Below are 21,694 nucleotides of genomic sequence, written 5' to 3'. Positions count from 1 at the left end.
ACCGCATCGACGTGCTCTCTCACAGCTGTGAATGGGTGCCGAAGATCAACCCCATTCGAAAATGGCGTAACAATTTGATATTATGAATTTTCTAGGTGCTTGAAAGGGTCAGGTCGGCGCGCGGCGGCCGACCGATCGCTGTGCCCTTCATCGGACCTTAGTCTAAATCTCCTTTTGCATCCAAAGGGGAGAGGGTTCCAGGCCGAGACCTGTGGTCCGCGCCGGCGATCGTGCCTGCAGCGAACCGAGTCTGAGATAGATGGCGGGCACGACGAAGAGGTTGAGAAGCGTTGACGTGATCAGCCCGCCGAGAATGATGATGGCCATCGGATGTTCGATTTCCTGGCCCGGAATGTTGCCTGTAACGACCAGGGGGACGAGTGCAAGGCCGGTCGCCAGCGTCGTCATGAGAATGGGCGAAAGGCGTTCGCGCGCGCCGCGCAGGACAAGTTCCGGTCCGAAGGGCTCGCCCTCCTCGCGCTCCAGATGCAGGAAATGGTGGATCAAGAGCACCCCGTTGCGGGCCGCGATGCCCAATACCGTCAGGAACCCCACGAGGCCGCCTAGCGAGATGATGCCGTCGCCCAGATAGGCGGCGATGACCCCGCCGATCAGGGCGGCCGGCAGTGACAGGAAAACCAGGGCAGCGAGCCTCCAGCTTCTCAGGGAGGCCTGCAGCAGCATGAAGATTACGACCGCGGCGACGACCGAGGCATAGAAGAGCCGGCTTTGCGCCGCCTTGCGTTCCGCCGCCTCGCCCAGCAGCTGGGCATGATAGCCGAGTGGAAAGTCGATCTTGGCCAGTCGCTCCTCGACCTCGCGGACGACCGAGCCCAGATCGCGGTCGCGCACATTGGCATGCACGTCGTGGCGGCGCGAGGCGTTCTCGCGCTTGATGGTGCTGGCCACCGGAGCAATCTTGACTTCGGCAATGTCGCCGAGCCGGACCTGGCCGCCGTCGGGCGTATCCAGGAGGAGGTTCTGCACGTCGTCAAGGCCGCGCCGCGATTTGGGTGTCGACCATACCATGACGTCGTACACCTTTCCGATGCGATGAACGTCGCTCACCTCGTGGCCGGCGAAGATCACGGCAGCGGCGCGGCGAACATCCCCGGGTTTGAGACCCCTGGCAGCCGCCTTGTCGATATCCACGGTGACCTTAATTTGTGGCACCGTCTTCTGCGGCTCCTCGTGTAGGTCGACCAAGCCCTCGATGCCGGTCAGGGCGTCGCGGACCCTGACCGCCTGCTCGCGCAGCACCGCCGCGTTGGGTCCGAAGATCCGAACGACTATTGACTCGCCCGAGCCAGTCAGCACTTCCTTCACGCGCTCGCGGAGGTAGGTCTGGACGTCGCGATAGATGCCGGGATAGCCATCAACCGTGTCCCGAACGGCATTCAGGGTCTTGTCGTAGTCGACCTTCGGATCGACGCTGATCCAGTTCTCCGTGAAATCGATGCCTACCACCTCGTCGGCCACCAGGGCCCGACCGATGTGAGCGCCGAAATTGCGCACGCCCGGAATGGATCTCAGTTCTTTGCTGGCAGCTACCGTCATCCGGTACATCTCGGCATGCGATGTCCCGGGCGGCGTCAGCCAATGCATGAGGAAGTCGCGTTCCTTGAAGGACGGCAGCAGCGAGGTTCCGAGCAGCGGCCAAACGGCCAACCCCGCGATCACGACGAACGCGGTGGTCGCAAAGATCGCGCGAGGAGCCGCGATGATCCGCGACAGCATGGCGGCATAGCCGCGCTGCAACCACCCGACCAGCGGCGAGACGCGCTCGATCGGCGCTTCTTGAAGAAGGATAAGGCAGAGTGCCGGCGTCACCGTCAGCGCCACAGCCATCGAAGCGAGGAGCGCGATGGAATAGGATGTCGCCAGCGGCACGAAGAACGTGCCGGACAACCCGCCCATGAAGAATACCGGAAGCACCGAGACCACGATGATGAGGGTCGCGGCGACGATCGGGCTGCGGATCTCGAGCGACGCTTCCAGAATTACCGATGCCACCGATCTGCCCGTGCTGGCCCTGCGATTCTCGCGCAATCGCCGCGTGATGTTTTCGACGTCGATGATGGCGTCGTCCACCACCGATCCCACCGCCACGACGAAGCCGGCCAGCACCATCGTGTTGATGGTCGTTCCGAGCCAGTAGAGAACAAGTCCCGCAGCGACCAGCGACAGCGGAATTGCCAGCAGGCTGATGAGCGCCACCCGCCATTCGAACAGGAAGGCGCCGAGAACGCAGACCACCAGGATCGCTCCGACCAGCAAGGCCATTGTCAGATTATGGACCGAGAGCTCGATGAACGTCGCCGGGCGGAAGATCTGTAGGTCGACATCGATGCCCTTGATGCCGTCCCCCATTTCGGCGAAGGCGGCCTCGACGCCGCGCGTGACCTCCAGCGTGTTCGCCCACGGGAACTTCTCGACGATCAGCATCATGCCGGGACCGTCATTGATCACCGCGTCGCCGATCGGCAGCGGTTCCCCCCAGATGACATCGGCAACGTCTGCCAGTACCAGCTGCCCGCCGGCCTTTGACTCGATCGGAATTCTCTTGACGTCGTCCAACTTCACGTCGGCCGCGATCTCGGCCCTGATATCCAGCCGCTGGTTGGCAGTGTCGATAAAGCCTACGGTCTGGCTCTTGGCTGAGTTCGCCATCGGCAGGAGGCCGAAGTCCAGCGCATCGGCCGAAGCCTCCATGACCTCGTTCAGCGTCACGCCATGTTTCAGCATGCGTGCGGGATCGACCTGGATCTGCAGCTGTTTGAGCTTTTCGCCCCACATCGCCACGTTGGCGACGCCGGGCACGCGCAGCAGGCGGAAGCGGATCTTCCAGTAGGCGGTCATCGACAGGTCGAGCGGAGTGAGCTCCTTCGACGAGAGGCCGATCTTCATGGTGCGGCTGGTCGAGGACAAGGGCTGCAGCATCACGGGCGGGCTCGAGCCGAACGGCAGTCTGGCCGACGCAAGCTGCACGCGCTCCTGGACGAGCTGCCGGGCGTGCATGATGTCGGTTCCACGCTTGAAGATCATGACGATCGAGGACAGCGACATCACGCTTTTCGAGCGGATGACGTCGAGTTCAGGTGTGCCGCGCAGTGCATCCTCGAGGGGAATGGTGATCAGCTCCTCGACCTCGGCGGTCGACATGCCGATACCCTCGGTCTGAATCTCCACCAGCGGCGGGGCGAATTCGGGGAAGACATCCACAGGCATCTTGCGGAAGACGTCCAGGCCGAGCAGCACCATCAGCGCTGCCGTGGCCAGGACGAGATACCGGTATTTGAGGTTCGTGCCGATGATCCAGCGGAACATGGCCCTATCCTTTGTCCGATGATTGGAATCTGGCTAACTCAGCGTTCGCGAGCGGCGAAATCTTTCACGCCCGCTCAGTGCCCGCCAACCTTCAGTTCGACCCCCATGAGCTCCTCCGCCCCGACCGACACGACCATCGTACCGCGCGCTGGTCCGTCCGACAGAACCGCAATGTCGCCGAGGACACGCTCGACAGCCACCTTCTGACGAACGAAAACGAGCGGCTCCGGATTGGAGTAGAGCCAGCTGTCTCCATGCTCGTCGTAGATGACCGACGAGTAGGGTACGACCTTCGCCATCCTGCCGCTCTCCGGTGCCTTCATGGCCACGAACGCCTGATCGCCCGGCTTGGCGCCGCCGCTTGCCTCGAGGAGTTCGAAGAACCGCCCGTCGTCCCTGTCCTTCACCTCGACCGGCCGCGCCTTGTAATATTTGCCGGAGTGGCCCTCGCCGGTCAGCAGCACGACCACCAGATCATCCTTATCCTCATCGGCAGGGTTATCGACGCCGAAAAACTCGACAAACTCGTCATGCTCGCGGATCTCGCCTACTTCATCCTCTTCGACGACAACCGCGATCAACATCTGGCTCGCCGCGTCCACAGGCACCCTGATCAGCGATTGCAGGGCTTGGTCGCTTTCACCGACTGGCGCGATTGAAGCCGTCTCCGTAACGGCCATCGCCGACGACCCGCCACTCGCGATCTCGACCTTGCCGTTCATCATTGTCCACCGCTTCGCCATCTCCTCCCGCAGCGCTTCGGTCTGGATGCTCAGCCGTTTGGCGGCCTGTTCAGTCAGAACCACGCGTGGAAATGGGGAACCTGCGACCTCTTCCAGCCGGGCAGGAGCCCTTGCGGGCGACCCCGCGGCCGCGAAGGGTACCATCGCCACCACGACGAAGGTCGCACCGGCGACGGCGGATGACGTGAGAAAAAGCTTATTGCGAAGCATGCGCAACTCCTCCCAGGCGTCGTGAAACCGGGCTGGCAGCGGAATGGAGCAACAGGGCCGGTAAGACGAACAGAATGATCGGGACTGAAATGACTGCGCCTGCGATCACAACCCAGGCCATTGGATGCAGGATCTCCAGACCTGTGGCGCTGCCCATGACCACCGCGGGAAGGAAGGCGAGGCAGGTGATCAGCGTGCTCGTCAGCACAGGCGCGAAGCGCTCGCGCGCGGCCGCCGTCACAAGGTCCGGCCAGGACCCGCCACTGGTTTGCTCGCTGGTCTGATCGACGCGGCTGGCCAGAACCAGACTGTTGCGGAGTGCAAGCCCAAGGACGGCGAGCAGCCCGGCAAGCGCCCCAAGCGAAACAGTGCCTGTCACTGCCAGGAGGATCACCGCGACGCCACCCGACACCGCCATCAGTGAAAGGAACATGCCTGTTGCCAGCCGCCAGCTTTGCAGCGCCGCCTGCAGCAGGAAGAAGATCAGGACCGCCGCCGAGGCTTCGAAGAGCTCCACCTGCAGCATGGCTGCACGGCTTTCGGCATAGTCGCCTCGAACATAGGCATGGTATTCGAAGGGGAACTGCACCTTCTTAAGTTCACCCGCCACGTCGTTCGCCACCGCCGTGACGCTTCGGCCTGCGACGCTCGCGTGAACGTCGATGCTGCGCGTGACGCCGTCACGCTCGATGGTGCGCAGTTGCGGAACCATCCGCACCTCGGCGACATCGCCAAGGCGTGCATGCGGGCCATCAGGCGTTTCGATCAGAAGATTCTTGATGTCGGTGATGCTCCCGCGTGCGGTGGGAGCACCCCAAACGACCACTTCGAAGACCTTTTGCTGCTCGAAGAGACTGCCAACCTCGAGCCCGGCAAAAACCGTAGCTGCCGCGCGCCGGATGTCCCCCGGTTTCAATCCACGTGCAGCCGCCTTCGCAACGTCGACCTTGACCTCGATTTCGGGCGAAACAGCGTTCTTGTCGATACGCACGGAGTTGACGCCGTCAATGGCGGCGATCTTCGCAGCAACGAGCTTTGCCTGCTCTTCAAGCACAGTCGTTTCGGCCCCCTCGATGCGGACCACCACTGGTTCGCCGGCGTCGGCGAAGATCCGCCCAGCAGTACTGGCCAGATAGCCTTCAACCTGCACGTCAAGGTTCGCAAAGCCTGCCATCGTGTCGCGGATTCGCGACAGTGTGGCGGCCCGGTCCACCCGTTCGTCGAGGCCAACCCAGAGCTGCCCGGATTCGATGCCGGTGACCTGGTCGCCCGTGATGGCCCTGCCGAGATGGCCAGCGACAGAGCTGACTCCGTCGATTGAGCGGACTTCGGATTCCAGCTGCGCCATCGTCCGGGTCATGGCGGGCAAGGATGCACCCGGCATGGCCTCGAACGAAACGCGGACGGTGCCTTCGTCAAAGGGCGGCGACGGCGACCACTTCAGGAAGGGCGATGCCGCGAGTAGCGCCAACGCACCGAGACCGGCGACGGCATAGGCAGGACGGGCCGTCGCCGAGAACTTCCCCAGCAGCCGCCCGTAGGCCGCACCGAACAGCCGCGCCGCCACGGGTTCGGAACTGGTTTCTGCTGCGCTGCCCGAGCGGAGGAAAACCATCGCGAGGGCGGGCGCTCCCAGGAGCACCACGGCCGTGACCGCGGCCACGGTGAAGCCATAGGCCTGGGCCAGCGGGCGGAAGAATGCCGCGGCTTCGCCGTCGAGTCCGAGAATCGGGGCGACCGCCAGCAGACCGATCACCAATGCATAGATCATCGGCTTGCGAATTTCGCCGATCGCATCGAATACGGCCGCGGCGAGCGGACGGCCGCCACCGGCGCGGAGGCGACGCCCGATGGCCTCGGCAACCACTACGGCGGTGTCGACCACGACGGAAAGCGCGGCCGCGAGACCGGCCAGGTGGATCAGGTTGAAGGTGGGGCTGGTGAAATAGAGCGTCACAAATGCCGCGACATACGACAGGACGATCGCGACGACGGCGATGCTCGCCGCGCCGACCGGCGTCAAGGACAGGAAGACGGCTACGCACAGCAGCACCGCGGCGGCGATAACCATCCGGGCAAGATTGGCGAAGGCGCTGTCGACGTAGTCGGAGGCGCGGTAGAGGGAGGGGTCGATGTCGATGCCCGGCATGCCTTGGCCCAACTCGGCGAGCGCGGCTTGGACCCCCGCTACGACCGCCTTGGCGTCGATATTGGGAAGCTTCTCGACAACGAGGATGAGGCCAGGCTGTCCGTTGATCATGGCATCGCCGATCAGCGGCGGATGGCCTTCGACGACGTCGGCGACGTCTCCGAGCTTGAGAGCAGAAGACGCGACAGCGACCTTCGTCAGATCGCTGGCCTTGGTGATCGGTTGCACATGCTGGATGCCGAGCCTCTGGTTCGGCGTGTCGATCCAGCCTCCGCTTCCCAGTACTGACGCTTCGAGATAGGTCAGCGGCGAGACCCAGAGCGAATCCCCGGCGCTCTCTATGGCCTCCTCGAGCGAGATGCCGGCCGACTCCAGGCGATGAGGTCCGATTTGCACCTGCAGCTGGCGAGCGCGCTGGCCCCAGATCGCGACGTTGGCGACGCCCGGTACGCTGAGCAGCTTCGGCGTCATCGTCCACCGGGCGAGCACCGACATGTCGATCAGCGACACGGTCTTCGACGACAGTCCGATGACCATGGCCCGGCCTGCCGCCGACTTCGGCTGCAGCATGGTGGGCGGCTTCGAGACATTGGGCAGGGCCCAAGCCATCGTAAGACGCTCCTGCACCATTTGTCGGGCTTTCATTGGATCCATGCCGGGCTCGAAGGTGAGCAACACCGAAGCCATCCCCGGCACCGACTTGGAATGAATTGATTTGAGGAAGGGCGTCGCGGTCAGAATCTCTTCGAGATTGATGGTCACCAGGCTTTCCACTTCGCCTGTCGACAAGCCGAGCGCCTCGGTCTGCACCTCCACGATCGGCGCCCCGAACTCGGGAAGAGCATCGATTTTGGCTTTGGGAAGCAGAACGGCGCCCGCCGCTACCAAGAGTACTGCGGCTGCTAGGACCAGATGCCGAAATTCGAGACTCAGCTTGACGAGCGTTTCCAGCACGGCAACCCCCCGCGATTCGGCGGCGTGCGAAAGCGCGCCTGCGACAGATCAGAAACAGTACCAAAGGGTATCATGCGGGAGGGCGCCGCATAATTACTCAATATTGCAAGGCGCTTTTACCGTATATCCGACAGTCTCTAACTTTCGTAGTAGAGAAATAGTTCATACAAATTTATTATGAGAGCGAATCAGGATTGAGTGCTCGCGTCGTCTGCATGCGTGCGCGTCTGTTTTCCAGCAAAGGCTGGACGTGCCCTGGCGCAATCTGCCTCGGCCCGGCAGATGCCATGTGGATACTGAATCGAGGAAGGCGAAGCGGGATCGCCCAATTGCTGCGCCGACAGTCCTCGGCGAGCGTATCGGGCCTGGAATGGCGAAGAGGCGTTGTAGAGATGCGCCCGACACGTCGCGTTTGTAAGGGACAAGTTGCATTTGTAAGGGACAAAATGACGAAATCGCAGTTGCCACAGAGGAACCGCCAGATATCATCGACGCGTGGTGCATCTCATGGGGGCTCGTCGGTCATTCGAATTTTTATCTTAGCGCTCGGCGGCATAGGGTTGCTGTACTCTTCGGCTTCGGTATTGGCCCAGAACCAGAAGCGGGCTCTGGCCGAAGAAGCGATACCGGCTCTGGCCGAAGAATGCGCTGCGCCCTGCGCGGGGTACGAGGCTACCGCGGAGTTGCAGAACGACTGGATATTTGGCGCAGATCCGTCTTTCCTGAGATCCGATGTGTTGTCTCCGAAGTTCGAGGTGGATCTTTTCTACGCGCCGACGGATTATCTTCGGTTCGTGAGTGCCATCGTTACCGAGCCCGTGGTCGACCCGGAACCCGGGAAGAATGCGGCCTTTCAAGGGATCGGCACATATGTCGGTGAACTCTACGCTCTCGCTAAGGCCGATCCCTTGACTGTGAGGGCCGGAAAGTTCGACACGGTGTTCAGCCTGGCCAGCGAAGCCCTGCCGGGGATAAGCTCCACGGATCTGGTGTCTGCTTTCGATGCTGACGAACGTCTGGGTGGCGAAGCTGTTGTTGGCTTCGAGGGCTTTGGGCTGAACCATGCCCTGGCCGCGACGGCATTCACAACCGACCGCACGTTCCTCAGCGAGTCGCTCTTTACCAACCGTGGACGGACCACGCTGGCGGATGGCGGTGCCGGCAACACCACCGGTTTATCCTCATTCTCAGTTACCCTTGATGGCTGCAAAGGGGCGGAAAAGGGCGATTGTTATAAGGACGGTGAATTCGGCTATCGCCTTGGCATTCGATACCAGAAGGCCGGGCTGTCCGCCGACACAGGGGAGGAAGAAGAAGAGGAACCGCAGCCGGCGCCGGGCAATGAATTGGCCTACCTTGCTGCCGCCACTGGAAGTTTCGACCTCAACGGGAACACACTGAGGCTTCTCGGCGAATCGGCCTACCTCAAGCATTTCGACAGCGGTCCGGACGACGCTCTGCTTCTCACCGGCTCTGTCGCACTGGAAGTGGAACCTTTGACCTACATAGCCACCTACACGCAGCAGCGGAACTTTGTCGCCGACGGTCCGGATACCCGCGAGCACCTGGCGGATTTCGAAATGATTTATAAGTCCGGAGAAGACACGCCGTTCGACGGGGCGAAATGGAACCTCGGCGCCGCCTACACATTCGCGGAGAATGCTGAAGACGAGAGAACGCACACTTTCAGTGTGCGCGCGACGCTCGAATTCGGCGGAGACGTGAAATTCGGCAGGTAGGCTCGATCGTCCGGATGTTCCGGCGGTTGTTGACAGCTGTCTTCTGCTGAACTCGAGTGATGCGCCAACCTGCAAGCCGGTCTGCATGCGCCCGACTTGTTCCTTCCCTCAGGCTGATTGATGCTATGTCAGCGACCCTTCAGTGCAAGAGTTTCGTCCATCAGCCCTTCACCTCCTTTCCATCCGGATCGAAGACGGGCTGAACGTTCTTGCCCTTGTATCGTATCTGGAACTCGTAGCTCACCTTTCCGTCGCGCATCAGCTTCTCCGCAAGCTTGATCTTTCCGCCTGCGAATTTCGTATCGACGGCCGCACGCACCGGCTGAGGCACCGCTTCCATCGGAATTGATTCCTCGACGACGATGACCTTCCCGCTGCGATGGTAGAGCACATCGCGCGTCATTGTGCCTTCGACGCTTGCGATCTCGAAGACCAGCTTTCCGTTCTCGACCTCCTGGGCGCAGGCCTTGACCTTGGCGTCGGGAAAATCCTTGTGGAACATGTCCCGCACCACCGACGGCACCTTCTTGCAGGCGATCGGCTGTTCCGCGGCCAACGCGCCGGTAGCCCCGGCAAGCAAGAGGACGAACGCGCCGGGCGCCAGGCAGTAACGAGCAGGTTTCATGGGGGGACCTCCTTCGTACGATCTCGTCGGCTTTCGCGTCAACCGGCGTCGACCAGACAGGACGCCGTGCCGCCTTGCCGCCTCCGCCGCGGCGCCGAGTTCGCTTACTCCCCGCTGGTCATCGGCTCCGCGGGCGGTGTGCGGCTGTATGTATTGGCCCGGGCTTCGTGCATCAGAGCCTCGGCGCGAAGCTCTGCCATCTCGTCGGGGCCGAGCTGCTCGACCTTGACGAGCTCCAGCGTTTCCCGCTCCGCTTCCTTCTCGCCTCTCCAGCCGACACGAACGAAGCCGACGCCTTTCGCGTAGAACTTCAGCTGATGGGCGTCCGGCTTGTGCGGCTCGAACTCGTCGGTCACGAGCACATCCTCGTAGCAGCGCATTGGCACGCAGGTCTTCTCCCCCACCTTGTCGACCTGCGCCCGGTCGACCCATTTGTATGGAGGTGGCGCATAGCCCTCCGAGTAGCTCGGCGTTCCCGGCGTGGGCTTCGCCTTCATCATGATGCCCGCCTTGGCGCCTTCCAGTCCGGAAAGCCAGGCGCGGCCGCCGACGAATTCCTCCTCGTCGTAGGTCTCGCGGTACTGGCCGAGATGCCAGACGTTTCCCTCCTTGTCCTGTGCGAAGAACACGAGCTCGGATTCGATCATCACCTCCGCGCGATAGTCCTTGTCCGAGACGGCGACCGCGCGCACGCCATCAATGACCTTGGTGAGGTCGGTCACGGTGAAGATTTCGGTATGGGGGATTTGCTCGTCGTCCTCCATCGTGACGCCCTTATATACGAGCCGCGTCCCGGGCTTCAGTGGTAGCCACTCGTTGGTGACCTGGAACGAGGTTTGATCGAAGCTGCTCGGATCGAGTGTCTCGGTCGGGACATCAAGCAGCGATACGCCGGTTCCTGCCGATGCAGCTGGCACGATCAGCGAGGCGGCCGCCGCGAGAACAATGCGAGAAATCGTCATGTCATCTCTCCATGCGCAAGAGGGACGCCTGTCCCTGGATAGGTCCACCGAAACTTCTCCCGCTGCATTCCTTCGGTCGTAGTGGCTTCCCGCCTGCAGCCCCGCGATTCGCCAAGTTGACGAGTGTCGCGCCCCAGCGGCCGCGCTAGCTGGCGGAGCGTTGGGTGGACTGGGGGGCCAGCGCGACCACTACCCGATGTTGGAAATCAGGCGTCCCAAAGATAGGACAAAACGCGCCGGCGGACCGATAGCCCAAAACGGCTTTGCCAGCCTAGCCGAAAGCCGTAACGGCCCGTCCGAAGTTTCCGGACGCCCCAAAAAGAACCGGCCGCCTTAGGGCAGCCGGATCTTACCCAAACAGTGCTGCCCGCCCGGTCAGCGAACGTCATATGATCCAGAGCCAGTAGCCCAAGCCCGATAGTCAGCCGCTCCGAGCCGTCATTATCCCTCGGGGCACCTCGCAGCCGCAATGGACCTTCCGCCCAGCCGCGATATCTCAAAGTTGGTAGGCGGAGCACCTGAGCCTGGGCCGAGGCCGTGTGCGGCTGACAGCCGCCCCGCTCGGGGCTCAACGATCTGTCGGCCGGCGCACCCTAAAATCTTCAGGAGTCTTTTAAAGCCGAGCCACGACTCGAGCGCCTCGAATGTCCGGTCCACGGCGTAGGCCGCGCTCAAGGGCTGCGAGATATGCCCAAAGCGGATGGAGATCGACCCTCCGTTTCCACCTCGCCGCGCTCGGCGACGGCCGCGAGGTAGAGCCGCAGACGCAAGGCTGCTTGTAGCGGATCATCCAAGTCCGGCGGTGGGCAACCCGAAAGCGGTAGGGCAATTGCCCTCGATCGGTATGTCCGAATGTCTCCGCTGGCCGAACACCGGCAGATAGCGGCAGTTGCGGTGTCTCGTGACCGCTGCCTAAGATATCGAAAGCGATGGGCCTCGGCCGGATCGGCCAGCCATCCGTCTCGACTTCCGCGACGGATGCTCGCCGAGCCTGCCCCGTGTCGAAAGGAAGCGGACCATCTCTTCCAGACAAGGGAGTCGCAGATGATTTTCCCGCGAAGCACGTACATATTGACCGGCATTGCGCTTGTCCTGTCTTCGGCCGCTTTCGCTCAGGACAGCGTCCGCCTCAAGGAAGCGAAACTGAACATCGAGCACAACGCCACTGACGGCGACACGGGTTTCCAGGGCTTTGTTGACAGCGAGGGGTGGGAACAGCTCGTGGTGAAGGGGCCCGGCGGAGAGGTGGCATCGTTCCGGGGAAGGGGCGCACTTCGTCAGCTCGGTCTGACGGAACTGTTCTTCGAATCCGTGGAGCCCGAAAACGCGGACACGCCGATCGAGGAAATGCTCTCCAAGCTGCCCGAAGGCGAATACACGTTCGAGGGCACCGTGATGGAGAACGGCGAGAAGGGAGGCCGGACGATCGCGAAGGCCTGGCTCTCGCACGTCATACCCGAAGGCCCGAAGCTAACGGCCCCTGCTCAGGATGCGGAGGTTCCCGCAGGCGAACTCACGGTCAGCTGGTCGCCAGTGACCAAGAGCATCAAGGGCGAGGACGTCAAGATTATCTCCTACCAACTGACCATCGAGAAAGACGAAGAGCCGCACCAGCACATGATCGGCAAGCTTGGCCTGAGCATGTATCTTCCCGCCACGGTGACGCAGATTCAGATTCCAAGGGGTTTTCTCGAGCCGGCAACCCCTTACAAATGGGAGGTGCTCGCCATCGAGGAGAGTGGCAATCAGACCCTCTCATCAAGCGCGTTCAGGACCAAGTAGGCGCCGGATTTGCACAGATTTGAAGGCTGCCGCTGACAGCGGCGGCGAGATGGGGGCAAGCGGTGAAGCTTGTCTCCGATGCCGTCCTTCACGTCTTCCGGTACCGCAGGCGGTAGACGAGGGCGATGCCCACCAGCAATACGATCGGCGCTCCGATTGCATAGGGGAGCACACCGCCCGGGTTGATCCGGACGAACCGCTCAACGGTCAGATGGATTGCCGGACTTGCGATCGGGTGGGTCGTGGCCTCGGCGCTTTCAGGCTCGGGAATGACGACTATATAAGCCGCATAGTCACCCTCGATGATCGGGTCGATCCGCCAGGCATGGGACGCTGATCCGCCTGGCGCCAGCTCATCGATGTACTGGGTCCGCACGGGTGACCAGTCCTCAGGGTCGACGACATCCCCCTCGGAATCGACGTTGATGATGTTCATCGCCAGGATCAGGGGAGGCGACGCTTCCGTGCCCCCATTTGTGACCTTGGTGTTGAAGTAGACCGATTTGCCGTCCTTGATGACCCTGTGCTCCATATCGACGGCGATTTGCAAAGGCAGCGCCTCGGTCTCCGCTGCTTCCTCCCGGGCCGCGGTTTCCTCGGCTAGGCCCGAATGCAGGGCCGGCAAACTTAACAGGCTAGCAGCCAAAATCGTCTGGGCGAGACGGCTCCATCTCAGCCGCGATAGCATCGACGTGCCTCCATCGAGATTCAGCCGGGGAGCTGCATAGAGGAACAGCAGCCCCAGCACGATCAGGAGAAAGACAACTGGCGCCAGGAGAAACGACTGCATTTCGTCAATCGTACGGTTGTTGACAAGGACCTTCTGAAGGACTTGGTTGATCGACTCCATCGGATTAATCCTCTTGACGAACCTTCCCATCGTTCCGGTCTGCGCATTCCCGGGGAATTGCGTCGGCAGGAGAAACAGGAGGTAGACGACTAGGCTCACGGTCAGGCTGGTCTTGTTCGATCTCGACCAGAGGCTGACGAGCACTCCGAACCCCGCGAAGGCCGGAACCAGCAGCGTCCCCAGGATCACACCCCACAGCACCCCCTGACCGAACACGGGATCACCCTGTGCAAGGACGTGCAGGTATGGAATAGTTATGGCCATGGCCGCGGGCCAAGGCGAAGCGGCAGCCAGAAACTTGCCGACCACGATCTGCCGACGGCTTGCCGGGGTGAGCAGTAGGCTTTCGAGTGTCGCCCGCTCCCGCTCGCCGCTGATGGTGTCCGCGCCGATGATCACGGCGATGAAAAGGCTAACCGCGATCGAAGTCTGGAGGGTCAGGAAGACCATTTCCTTCGGCGGGATCAAATTGAGCTCGCTGTTGCTTGCGAGCATGTAAGCCATGATGCTGAGCAGAAGGCTAAACAGGAGGATCAGGACCAGCGCCTTCCCCCAGACCCAGAGATCGACCAGTTCGCGCGTAAACACGATCCACCACACGGGCGCCGCTCCCTCGCGCTTGCCCGGGCTTTGTTTGCCGTGCGGCTGAACAGGGATATCGATCATTGGATTGTTTCCTCGGTCAGCTGCAGGAAGACGTCGTGGAGCCGTCCCCCCTCGGCCTCGAAGGCGAGGATCGGTATCTCGGCGCGGATCAGGGCGTTAAGGATTTCGTTGTTGAGGTGGCGGCTTGGCAGCGCTTTCGTCGGATCAAGAAGCTCGACGCGCAGCCAGCCCGCATTTCCGTTGACGGGCGCGATGTCCCCCGTGCTCGGCAGCGCCTCCAGGACCTGCCGCGCTGTTTCGATCTGGGAGCCCACAATCTGGATCCTGACGGCGTTGCGCTTGGCCGACTGTCCCTGAACGTTCCCGAGGACCTCGGCGACGGTTCCCGTCGCGACGACCTGGCCGGCGTTCAAAATGACGACGTCGTCACAGACGCTTTCGATTTCTGCGAGCGCGTGGCTGCACAGGACGATGCCCACGCCGCGCTCGCGCGCAAGGCACCGCACGAGGGCGAGCAGCTCCTGCTGGCCGCGCGGGTCCAGGCCGAGCGTGGGTTCGTCCAGGAAGACGACCACCGGATCGTTGACGAGCGCACGTGCGATCCCCAAGCGCTGCCGCATCCCCCGGCTGTACGAGCCCACCGAGGATTTCGCGCGATTCTCCAGGCCGACCTCACGGAGGAGTTCCATGCCGTGAGCCGTGGCTGCGGCTGCCGGCCGTCCGTAGAGCCTGCCGAAGAACGTCAGGCACTCGAGCCCGGTCATCTGCCTGTGAAATCCCAGACTCTCCGGAAGCGCCCCGATTCTCTGGCGTATCCTCTCGGGGTGCCGGGAATGGATTCCGTCCACGACGAAATATCCCGAGCTAGGCTCCAGAATGGTCGTCAGGATGCGGATGGAGGTCGTTTTGCCCGCGCCGTTTGGGCCGAGAAAGCCAAGAATCCGGCCGGCGCGCAGGGAGAACGATAGACCCAGAAGCGCCCTTCGTGACCCATAGGACTTGCTAAGGTCTTCGGCCACCAAGACGTGAGCGGATGAGCCGGGCTCTACGGCGACACTTCCGTGCGACATTCAGTACAGGCTCCCTGTTGCCTGCCAGCACGTTTTCAGGCTGACGCGGATATTTATCGCTGCAGTCGTCAGGCTTTACGATTCGGCAGTTGAGCCGACTCGCTTGCGGAGGATTACCCCTTTTGGCGAGTGGGCCTCATCCGTGGCGTCCGGCGTCAGCGCCAATGAGACAAACTGGGGTTGCTTGAGAGAGGAGGTTTTCTGGCTCATCGTAGCGCTTCAAAGGAGCGAAGATGAGACAGAAAGCCGGGACACCGAAACCGCCCGCGGAGACGGTCATCAAGGATATACGAACCGTGCCCTGGGTCTGCTGAGCCAACCAGAAACGCGGCCTATTCATTCCCGGGAACCACCATGAGAGTTCAGCCAGTCAATCAAAGCAGGCGAATCCATGTCGCTCGGGCAGCGGGGCTGGTTGCTGCAACCGTTATCCTGTTTTCGCAGCCCGGTTTGGGTAGGGGCGTACACGAGCTTATCCAGATGGCGGGTCTCGGCCTGGTCCTCACCTGCTTCGTCGGCAGGATGTGGAGCATTCTCTACGTCGGTTCAAAGAAGAACCTGGAGTTGATTACCTCCGGCCCCTACTCGTTGACCAGGAACCCGCTCTATCTCTTTTCTACGCTTGGCGCAGCGGGGATCGGATTGATCCATGGATCGATCGCCGTCGCTCTAGTGCTAGGACTTCTCAGCTATTTGATCTTTGTCATCACGGCAGCCAAGGAGGCCGAACACCTGAAGACGATCTTCGGCTCGCGATACGATTCCTATGAGCGCTGTACGCCGATGTTCTGGCCGAAACTGTCCCAATATACGGACTCTCCGGAAGTTGTCTTCTCCCCGAAAGCGCTCAAGCGTAACTTCCTGGATGGACTGTACTTCCCCGCAGCCTTTCCCGCGATTGAAGCAATCGAACAACTGCGAGCAGCCAGATACCTACCGATCCTCATTACGATCTACTGAGGATCCGCCAAGTGCTAGAGTCTCTCAGCAGCAGGGACAAATGGCCACAATGATTGTGGACTCTGAATCGACGGCCTTGCCGGACAGGGCGGCTCGCAGGGGGAGCAGGTTGTCCCCATCTGTGAAAGGCAGACCGATATCTTCGCCGTGCCAGTCGCATAGATAGCAGTCGCAGAGCACCATCCCGGCGTATGCGCGGGCGTAGCCAGGGTCGAGTTCGATCGCCTTGGCGAACATGCGTCGAGCCAATACGAGGTACGGCTTGGTCAGCTCGAGCGCCAACTGCCGCCCTCGAAGCTCGTAATGATAGGCTTCTATGCTGTCGCAATCAGGCAGCCCGATGGACATACATGGTCCCAATACCATTTGTGCAAGTGAATTTTCTGAGGCGCCTACCTCAATGGCCGAACAACGCGTCCAGCGCCGTCTTGCCGCAATTCTGGCCGCGGACGTTGTTGGCTACAGCCGCCTCATGGAAGCGGACGAGCAAGGAACGCTCGAGGTTCTCAAGGCCCGACGGCGCGATATTCTGACTCCCCTGATCGCTCGATATCGAGGCCGCCTGGTTAAGGTCATGGGTGACGGCGTGTTGGTCGAGTTCGCCAGCGCGGTCGATGCCGTCCAGTGCGCAGTCGACCTCCAAAACCGCACGGCCGAGGCAAACGATAGTTTGCCGGACTCCCGGCGGGTGATCCTGCGCATCGGCATCAATCTCGGCGATATCATTGTGGACGGTAGCGATCTTTACGGCGACGGCGTCAACGTTGCCGCTCGGCTGGAGACATTGGGCGAACCTGGAGACATCTGCGTTTCGGGTAGCGTTTACGATCAGGTCAAGCGGAAGATGGAGACCGGGTTCGACGATCTCGGGCAGAAGTCGTTGAAGAATATCGATGAGCCCGTGCGCGTCTACCGGGTGCGGCATTTGGCAGACCGGAAAGACGGCGAAACCGGGCCACTGCCTCTACCGTCAGAACCATCTATCGCTGTACTCCCTTTCACCAACATGAGCGGCGACGCCGAACAGGACGTGTTCACAGACGGGTTGACTGAAGACCTCATCACCGATCTGTCGCGGAACGCCAGCCTGTTCGTGATCGCGCGCCATTCGACCTTTGCCTACAAGGGAAAGTCGATCGACATCCGGCTGATTGCCCGTGATCTTGGCGTCCGCTATTTGCTGGAAGGGAGCGCCCGCCGTGCCGCCGGTCGTGTGCGCATCAACGTTCAGTTGATCGATGCCGTCAGTGGAAATCATCTTTGGGCGGACCGCTTTGACCGCGATCTTGAAGATATTTTTGCTGTGCAGGACGAGGTGACCGCCAAGATCGTCGAGGCTCTGATCGGCCGCCTGGTGACACGGCCGCCGCGTAACCGGCCAAACAGCATGGAAGCCTATGATCTTTGCGTGCGTGGCCGGGCGCTGATCGGGATTTCGCCGACGGCGTCGCGCGAATCGCGTCTTTTGTTGCAGCGGGCGATCACGCTCGACCCGGACTATGCGGAGGCGCATCGGCTCCTGGCCTTTCACCTTTGGCAGGCTTGGGCGCAGTGGGGCGAGCCAGAAGTGCCCAACCGGCTTGTGGCCGTTGCCATGGCAGAAGAAGCCGTGAAGCTCGACCCGAACGATGCCGGCTGCCGCTTCGTCCTTGGCCATTTGCTGGCATATGAACGGCGCTGGCCCGCGTCGGATTCGGAGTTCGCGACCGCGCTCGAGATTGACCCGAATTACGCCGATGCCTGGGCGGACCTTTCGGACTTTTCAGTGCTGAGCGGTAAGCCGGCCACCGCGATTGAACAGGTCCAAAAGGCACTGCGCCTGAACCCGCACCCGCCCAGATGGTACTATTGGGATCTGGGATTCGCGCAATACGCCGCCCGCCAGTATGAGTTGGCAGTCGTCACGTTACGCAATGAGGCCACGTACCGAACGATTTCGCGGCGCGTGCTTGCAGCAAGCCTTGCACAACTGGGACGAACGGACGAGGCCCACCAGGAAGGCGCGCTGTTCATGGCGAGCAATCCACATTTCACGATCAGCCATTGGGCCGCTTCACAGCCCTTTCGAGATCAGGCAACGCGTGACCATTTCGTCGACGGATATCGCAAAGCGGGCCTGCCAGACTGAACGAGAACCGCTGAATCGACGGCATCTTCATGATCTTGGCTGATATTGGATGGCAGGCATGGTTCAGCTGTCCCGCTTACCTCCAGGAGGGAACGCCCGCCTTGCACCGATAGCGGCCGTCCGTGGGGCAGATTGAGAATGGCGGCAAGTGGCGCTCGCTGTTCGTTCCTGTCGATGAGACCTACCGCAGAAAACCCACCCTTCTTATTGCCGTAGGTTTAGCCGTGTGGGAACGGCGAGCGACACTTTCTTTCATCTTATCGCTATTTTTGCTCTCTATTCGGAAATCATATCGGTTATGTTGAGAGAAATTTGCCCATTACCTTGACGTTAGAAGCAGAGGGTCGACAGCTCTGCATAATCGTGTACTCGACATAGTTCTGATTGGGAGATTTGTTCTGATCGGGAGATTTCCACGCAAACGTCACGGGACAAGGTTTTGAAAATTAGAAAACTACCGCCTTCATTTCCCAGCCTGCTGATTGTCCTTCCGATCGTGCGTCGGATCGTTGCGCCAATTGTTGATCAGCCGGCCCGGCCCTGACGCTATCGGAGCCTGCGCGCTTTTAAATCAACTCAACCACTATTGGTCTGGTGAGCCAACACCGGCGACTTCAATTCGTAGAAGTGAGCGGACCTTCTAGCCAATGCTTGAAATTCCATAGGACTCAGATTTGTAAAGCGGCGGAACTCATGAATGACTTGCGATTGGTCGAAGTAAGCGTCATCAACAAACTGCGCCGGTCTTTCGTTTTGATTTTGCAATATCTCCTTGATAGTTCGTCTCAGCCGCGCAAGTTGGCGAAAGCGGACCGGCGAATTTGCCGTCGCCCTCCTGAAGCGATTCTCAAGCTGTCGCTGGCTCAATCCAACCCGGTCGCAGACATCCGTGATCGACAAAGCCTCCGCCTCGAGAAAACGGAAAGCGGCAACTAGCGGACGCCGCTCCGTTGGAGGAATGAGGCGTTGCTGGAGAAAGCGGTTCAGCAATCTGACACGAGCACTGTCGAGCGCGGCAGTTGTGATCTGTTCCGCTAGAACCGTAGCCTCGCGTCCCCAAACAGCCTCAAGCGGAACAATTCTGTCGGCAAGTTCAGAAATGGGCATTCCCAGCAGATGTTCACCCATTCCGGCCCGAATGCGGACCGCAAAAAAGTGGAATCCTGGTTCGATCTTAAGCTGAATTGGCCGGCTCTGATCGGCGGCCATGCTGTCTTCCTCGTCGTGCTGTTCGTGCGGCTTTCAGCGTCCGGCCTCGGCCTGCGCGGGCTGTTGCGGCTGCCCTCCCGGAGCGCGTCATGAGCGCAGCCTCGTCCTCGCCGGCCATCGAGCGCGGCACACCGGCGTCGCGGATCGCCGAATTGGCTGTCGTTGTCACCATCGCGCGCTGCTTGCGATTGCAGCGCAGTTCCGGTCGGCCGGCGCGGTTGATCGAATGACCGCACTGTTCATCTATGTGATCCTGGCGGCGATGTGGAACGCGCTGGCCGGCTTTGGCGGGCTGGTGTCTGTCGGGCAGCAGGTGTTCTTCGGACTTGGCGCCTATTTCGCCATCCGGCTGGCCGATGCCGGCCTCAACCCTTTCGCCTCGCTTTTCGTTTCGGCGATCCTCGTAGGCGTGGTGTCGGTGCCGCTGTCGCTGTTCATGCTGCGGCTGAGGAACGGCGAATTCGCCATCGGCATGTGGGTGATCGCGGCGTTGACGCATCTGCTGGTCAATCTCGCCGGCTGGTGCAGGGCGAAACGGGAACATCGTTGATTTCGCTCAACGTCTACGATGCTACAACACGACGGATGACGATCTACTGGCTGCAGCACTTGTGCCGCTATGTGCGTGGGGTGATGCTCATCGTGTCCATGTGGCCCAGATAAAGCGAATGCAAGCCAAGCAAGAGACAGAGGTCGTCTAGACGCCCTTGGCAGGGCGCCCCCAAAGTCGTGCCGATATTTCCGGCGCCGATGATCCGATCTTCACGGGATGTCCTTTGTGTAGGAAGCCTGCTCGTCAAAGGCGGGTTCACATCGAAGTGGTCAGCTTTCGGGAAACCGCAAAGCTGATCTCTATCGCCGACATGAAGGCGCGCACCGGCCGAAATCCCCTGCATTGACAGCCGGCCGGAGCGACGCGCTCTAACGAATGACCAGCCACTTGACGCGACTGCAAACGGGGGCATGCTCGGCGGGCGCGGCCTGCTTCCCGACCCCGACGGAGTCACATCATGCAGTGGTCCTACCCGATCCTCCGTGTCGGCGACACCGAGATCCGCATCCACCTGACCTTCCTGCTGCTGCTTGCCTGGATCGGCATCGCCTATTTCCAGGAAGGTGGAACGTCGGCTGCGATCGAGGGCGTCGGCTTCATCGGCGCCGTGTTCGCCTGCGTGGTATTGCATGAGCTCGGCCATGCCGCTGCCGCTAGTCGCTACGGCATCCGAACTCCAAAGATCACGCTTTTGCCGATCGGCGGCGTCGCGGAGCTGGAGCGCTTGCCCGAGAAGCCGTCGCAAGAGATCGCCGTGGCGCTCGCCGGCCCGCTGGTCAATGTCGTCATCGCCTCTTTCCTCGTCGTCGCGCTCGGGACCACCGTCGGCATCGACGCGCTGACGTCGATGGATAACCCGCGTGTCGCGTTCGTGGCTCGCCTGGCCGCCGTCAACATCTGGCTGGTCCTGTTCAACCTCATTCCGGCCTTTCCGATGGATGGCGGACGTGTGCTGCGCGCCTTGCTCGCCACGCGCTACAACCGCGTGCGCGCGACGGAGATTGCGGGGACCGTTGGTCAGTTCGCCGCCTTCGCTTTCGGCTTCATCGGTCTCGTCATTGGCAACGTGCTGCTCATATTCGTCGCGATCTTCGTCTACCTCGCTGCCACTGCCGAAACGCAGGCGATGGGGCTCGAGGCAGCGGCGCGCGCCGTTAACGTCCGCGACGTCATGATCAGCCGGTTCGAAAGCCTGGCGGCGACCGCGGCCCTCGACGAGGCGGCACAGGCGCTGTTGCGCACGACGCAGCACGAGTTCCCGATCGTCGACAGTGGCGGCAGGCTGCGCGGCGTGCTGACGCGTGAAGGGCTCGTCGCCGGCCTGCAGCAGCGCGGCGGTCAGGCTCCTGTGATCGAGGCAATGGTCGCAAATATCCCGGTGGTGCGCGACCACGAGAAGCTCATCAAGGCGCTCGAGCCCCTGAAGAATGGAGCTGCACCTGCCGTCGCCGTGGTGGATGCCAGGGGCCGGTTGATCGGCTACGTCACCATCGAAAACATCGGCGAGCTCATGCTGCTGCGCAGCGCCGTCGCAAGCTGACGGATCTCGGTCAGGCCGCTGCCCATGGATATACGGCTAGCGCGTGAGATGCACTTGCGCTGGCGTTCGCGGAGGTGGCTCGACGGGAGATCAATACCACTTGCCACCATGTTTCTACTGGCATTCTCTCTCACGAGTTGGCGCGGACTGAAGGACCCACGAATTGCGGGCTACCCCGCGCGAGACTGATTGACGCGCCTTCTCGGTATTGCAGCGTTTGAACTAGGACCGCGCCGTTTCGCCCCTGTGGCCGTCTCACGGCTAGGGTCAGGACTCATTGATCCAGA

Annotated in this window: 13 protein-coding genes and 2 pseudogenes; 6 read left to right on the top strand and 9 right to left on the bottom strand. The window is 61.4% G+C overall.

The window, feature by feature from the left end; translation table 11 throughout:
* Positions 1-162 precede the first annotated feature (162 nt).
* The 3 genes from DH10_RS15925 to DH10_RS15915 all read right to left on the bottom strand — a co-directional run bounded on the left by DH10_RS15925 (position 163) and on the right by DH10_RS15915 (position 7,383).
* Positions 163-3,327, bottom strand: a complete 3,165-nt coding sequence (locus tag DH10_RS15925) for an efflux RND transporter permease subunit (RefSeq protein WP_192384969.1) — start codon at positions 3,325-3,327, stop codon at positions 163-165.
* A gap of 74 nt (positions 3,328-3,401) precedes the next feature.
* The gene (locus tag DH10_RS15920) at positions 3,402-4,280 is read right to left on the bottom strand and encodes a hypothetical protein (protein WP_192384968.1); all 879 of its coding nucleotides are present in this window, start codon (positions 4,278-4,280) and stop codon (positions 3,402-3,404) included.
* Positions 4,267-7,383 carry an efflux RND transporter permease subunit gene (locus tag DH10_RS15915; RefSeq protein WP_192384967.1) on the bottom strand — a complete coding sequence of 1,039 codons (3,117 nt, stop codon included), beginning with the start codon at positions 7,381-7,383 and terminating at the stop codon, positions 4,267-4,269. The genes DH10_RS15920 and DH10_RS15915 overlap by 14 nt, the downstream gene beginning before the upstream one ends.
* 446 nt (positions 7,384-7,829) lie before the next feature.
* Between DH10_RS15915 and DH10_RS15910 the strand changes: the two genes are divergently transcribed.
* Entirely contained in the window at positions 7,830-9,122 is a 1,293-nt protein-coding gene (locus DH10_RS15910; protein ID WP_192384966.1) for a hypothetical protein, read from the top strand.
* A gap of 160 nt (positions 9,123-9,282) precedes the next feature.
* On the opposite strand, the gene DH10_RS15905 is transcribed toward DH10_RS15910, so the two are convergent.
* Positions 9,283-9,747, bottom strand: coding sequence for a hypothetical protein (locus tag DH10_RS15905; RefSeq protein WP_192384965.1), 465 nt, complete (start codon positions 9,745-9,747; stop codon positions 9,283-9,285).
* 104 nt (positions 9,748-9,851) lie between these two features.
* Complete coding sequence (locus DH10_RS15900; protein WP_192384964.1) at positions 9,852-10,709, bottom strand: hypothetical protein; 858 nt, start codon at positions 10,707-10,709, stop codon at positions 9,852-9,854.
* Positions 10,710-11,753: 1,044 nt separating this feature from the next.
* Between DH10_RS15900 and DH10_RS15895 the strand changes: the two genes are divergently transcribed.
* Positions 11,754-12,491 (top strand): hypothetical protein, encoded by a 738-nt coding sequence (locus tag DH10_RS15895; RefSeq protein ID WP_192384963.1) that lies wholly within the window; start codon positions 11,754-11,756, stop codon positions 12,489-12,491.
* Between the two features lie 88 nt (positions 12,492-12,579).
* On the opposite strand, the gene DH10_RS15890 is transcribed toward DH10_RS15895, so the two are convergent.
* Positions 12,580-14,007 (bottom strand): ABC transporter permease, encoded by a 1,428-nt coding sequence (locus DH10_RS15890; RefSeq protein WP_192384962.1) that lies wholly within the window; start codon positions 14,005-14,007, stop codon positions 12,580-12,582.
* A complete protein-coding gene (locus DH10_RS15885; protein WP_192384961.1) occupies positions 14,004-15,017 on the bottom strand; it encodes an ABC transporter ATP-binding protein in 1,014 nt (337 codons plus the stop codon). Before DH10_RS15885 ends, DH10_RS15890 begins: the two co-directional genes overlap by 4 nt.
* A gap of 354 nt (positions 15,018-15,371) precedes the next feature.
* Between DH10_RS15885 and DH10_RS15880 the strand changes: the two genes are divergently transcribed.
* The gene (locus DH10_RS15880) at positions 15,372-15,977 is read left to right on the top strand and encodes a methyltransferase family protein (RefSeq protein WP_192384960.1); all 606 of its coding nucleotides are present in this window, start codon (positions 15,372-15,374) and stop codon (positions 15,975-15,977) included.
* 129 nt (positions 15,978-16,106) lie between these two features.
* Here the strand turns inward: DH10_RS15880 and DH10_RS36980 are convergent.
* Positions 16,107-16,298: pseudogene (locus DH10_RS36980) on the bottom strand (adenylate/guanylate cyclase domain-containing protein); the annotation flags it as partial.
* Positions 16,299-16,377: 79 nt separating this feature from the next.
* Between DH10_RS36980 and DH10_RS15870 the strand changes: the two are divergent.
* Positions 16,378-18,105, top strand: a complete 1,728-nt coding sequence (locus DH10_RS15870) for an adenylate/guanylate cyclase domain-containing protein (protein WP_192384958.1) — start codon at positions 16,378-16,380, stop codon at positions 18,103-18,105.
* Positions 18,106-18,681: 576 nt separating this feature from the next.
* Here DH10_RS15870 and DH10_RS15865 read toward each other — a convergent pair.
* Entirely contained in the window at positions 18,682-19,314 is a 633-nt protein-coding gene (locus DH10_RS15865) for an AraC family transcriptional regulator (protein WP_192384957.1), read from the bottom strand.
* Between the two features lie 89 nt (positions 19,315-19,403).
* Here DH10_RS15865 and DH10_RS15860 point away from each other — a divergent pair.
* Both DH10_RS15860 and DH10_RS15855 read left to right on the top strand, forming a co-directional pair.
* Positions 19,404-19,917 (top strand): annotated as a pseudogene (locus DH10_RS15860) (ABC transporter permease subunit); the annotation flags it as partial.
* Positions 19,918-20,324: 407 nt separating this feature from the next.
* Entirely contained in the window at positions 20,325-21,407 is a 1,083-nt protein-coding gene (locus tag DH10_RS15855) for a site-2 protease family protein (RefSeq protein ID WP_192384956.1), read from the top strand.
* The last annotated feature ends 287 nt before the right edge of the window (positions 21,408-21,694 follow it).

This window comes from Mesorhizobium silamurunense (genome assembly GCF_014843825.1).
Classification (GTDB): Bacteria; Pseudomonadota; Alphaproteobacteria; order Rhizobiales; family Rhizobiaceae; genus Mesorhizobium; species Mesorhizobium silamurunense.
The sequence above is the reverse complement of the archived record's forward strand: the minus strand, read 5'-3'. Positions and strand labels throughout refer to the sequence as shown.

Excerpts from the sequence above, each read along its gene's own strand:
- DH10_RS15920 (WP_192384968.1), bottom strand. The coding sequence starts at position 4,280 with ATGCTTCGCAATAAGCTTTTTCTCACGTCATCCGCCGTCGCCGGTGCG.
- DH10_RS15890 (WP_192384962.1), bottom strand. The coding sequence starts at position 14,007 with ATGATCGATATCCCTGTTCAGCCGCACGGCAAACAAAGCCCGGGCAAG.
- DH10_RS15910 (WP_192384966.1), top strand. The coding sequence starts at position 7,830 with ATGACGAAATCGCAGTTGCCACAGAGGAACCGCCAGATATCATCGACG.
- DH10_RS15895 (WP_192384963.1), top strand. The coding sequence starts at position 11,754 with ATGATTTTCCCGCGAAGCACGTACATATTGACCGGCATTGCGCTTGTC.
- DH10_RS15905 (WP_192384965.1), bottom strand. The coding sequence starts at position 9,747 with ATGAAACCTGCTCGTTACTGCCTGGCGCCCGGCGCGTTCGTCCTCTTG.
- DH10_RS15925 (WP_192384969.1), bottom strand. The coding sequence starts at position 3,327 with ATGTTCCGCTGGATCATCGGCACGAACCTCAAATACCGGTATCTCGTC.
- DH10_RS15855 (WP_192384956.1), top strand. The coding sequence starts at position 20,325 with ATGCAGTGGTCCTACCCGATCCTCCGTGTCGGCGACACCGAGATCCGC.
- DH10_RS15870 (WP_192384958.1), top strand. The coding sequence starts at position 16,378 with ATGGCCGAACAACGCGTCCAGCGCCGTCTTGCCGCAATTCTGGCCGCG.
- DH10_RS15880 (WP_192384960.1), top strand. The coding sequence starts at position 15,372 with ATGAGAGTTCAGCCAGTCAATCAAAGCAGGCGAATCCATGTCGCTCGG.
- DH10_RS15885 (WP_192384961.1), bottom strand. The coding sequence starts at position 15,017 with ATGTCGCACGGAAGTGTCGCCGTAGAGCCCGGCTCATCCGCTCACGTC.
- DH10_RS15865 (WP_192384957.1), bottom strand. The coding sequence starts at position 19,314 with ATGGCCGCCGATCAGAGCCGGCCAATTCAGCTTAAGATCGAACCAGGA.
- DH10_RS15900 (WP_192384964.1), bottom strand. The coding sequence starts at position 10,709 with ATGACGATTTCTCGCATTGTTCTCGCGGCGGCCGCCTCGCTGATCGTG.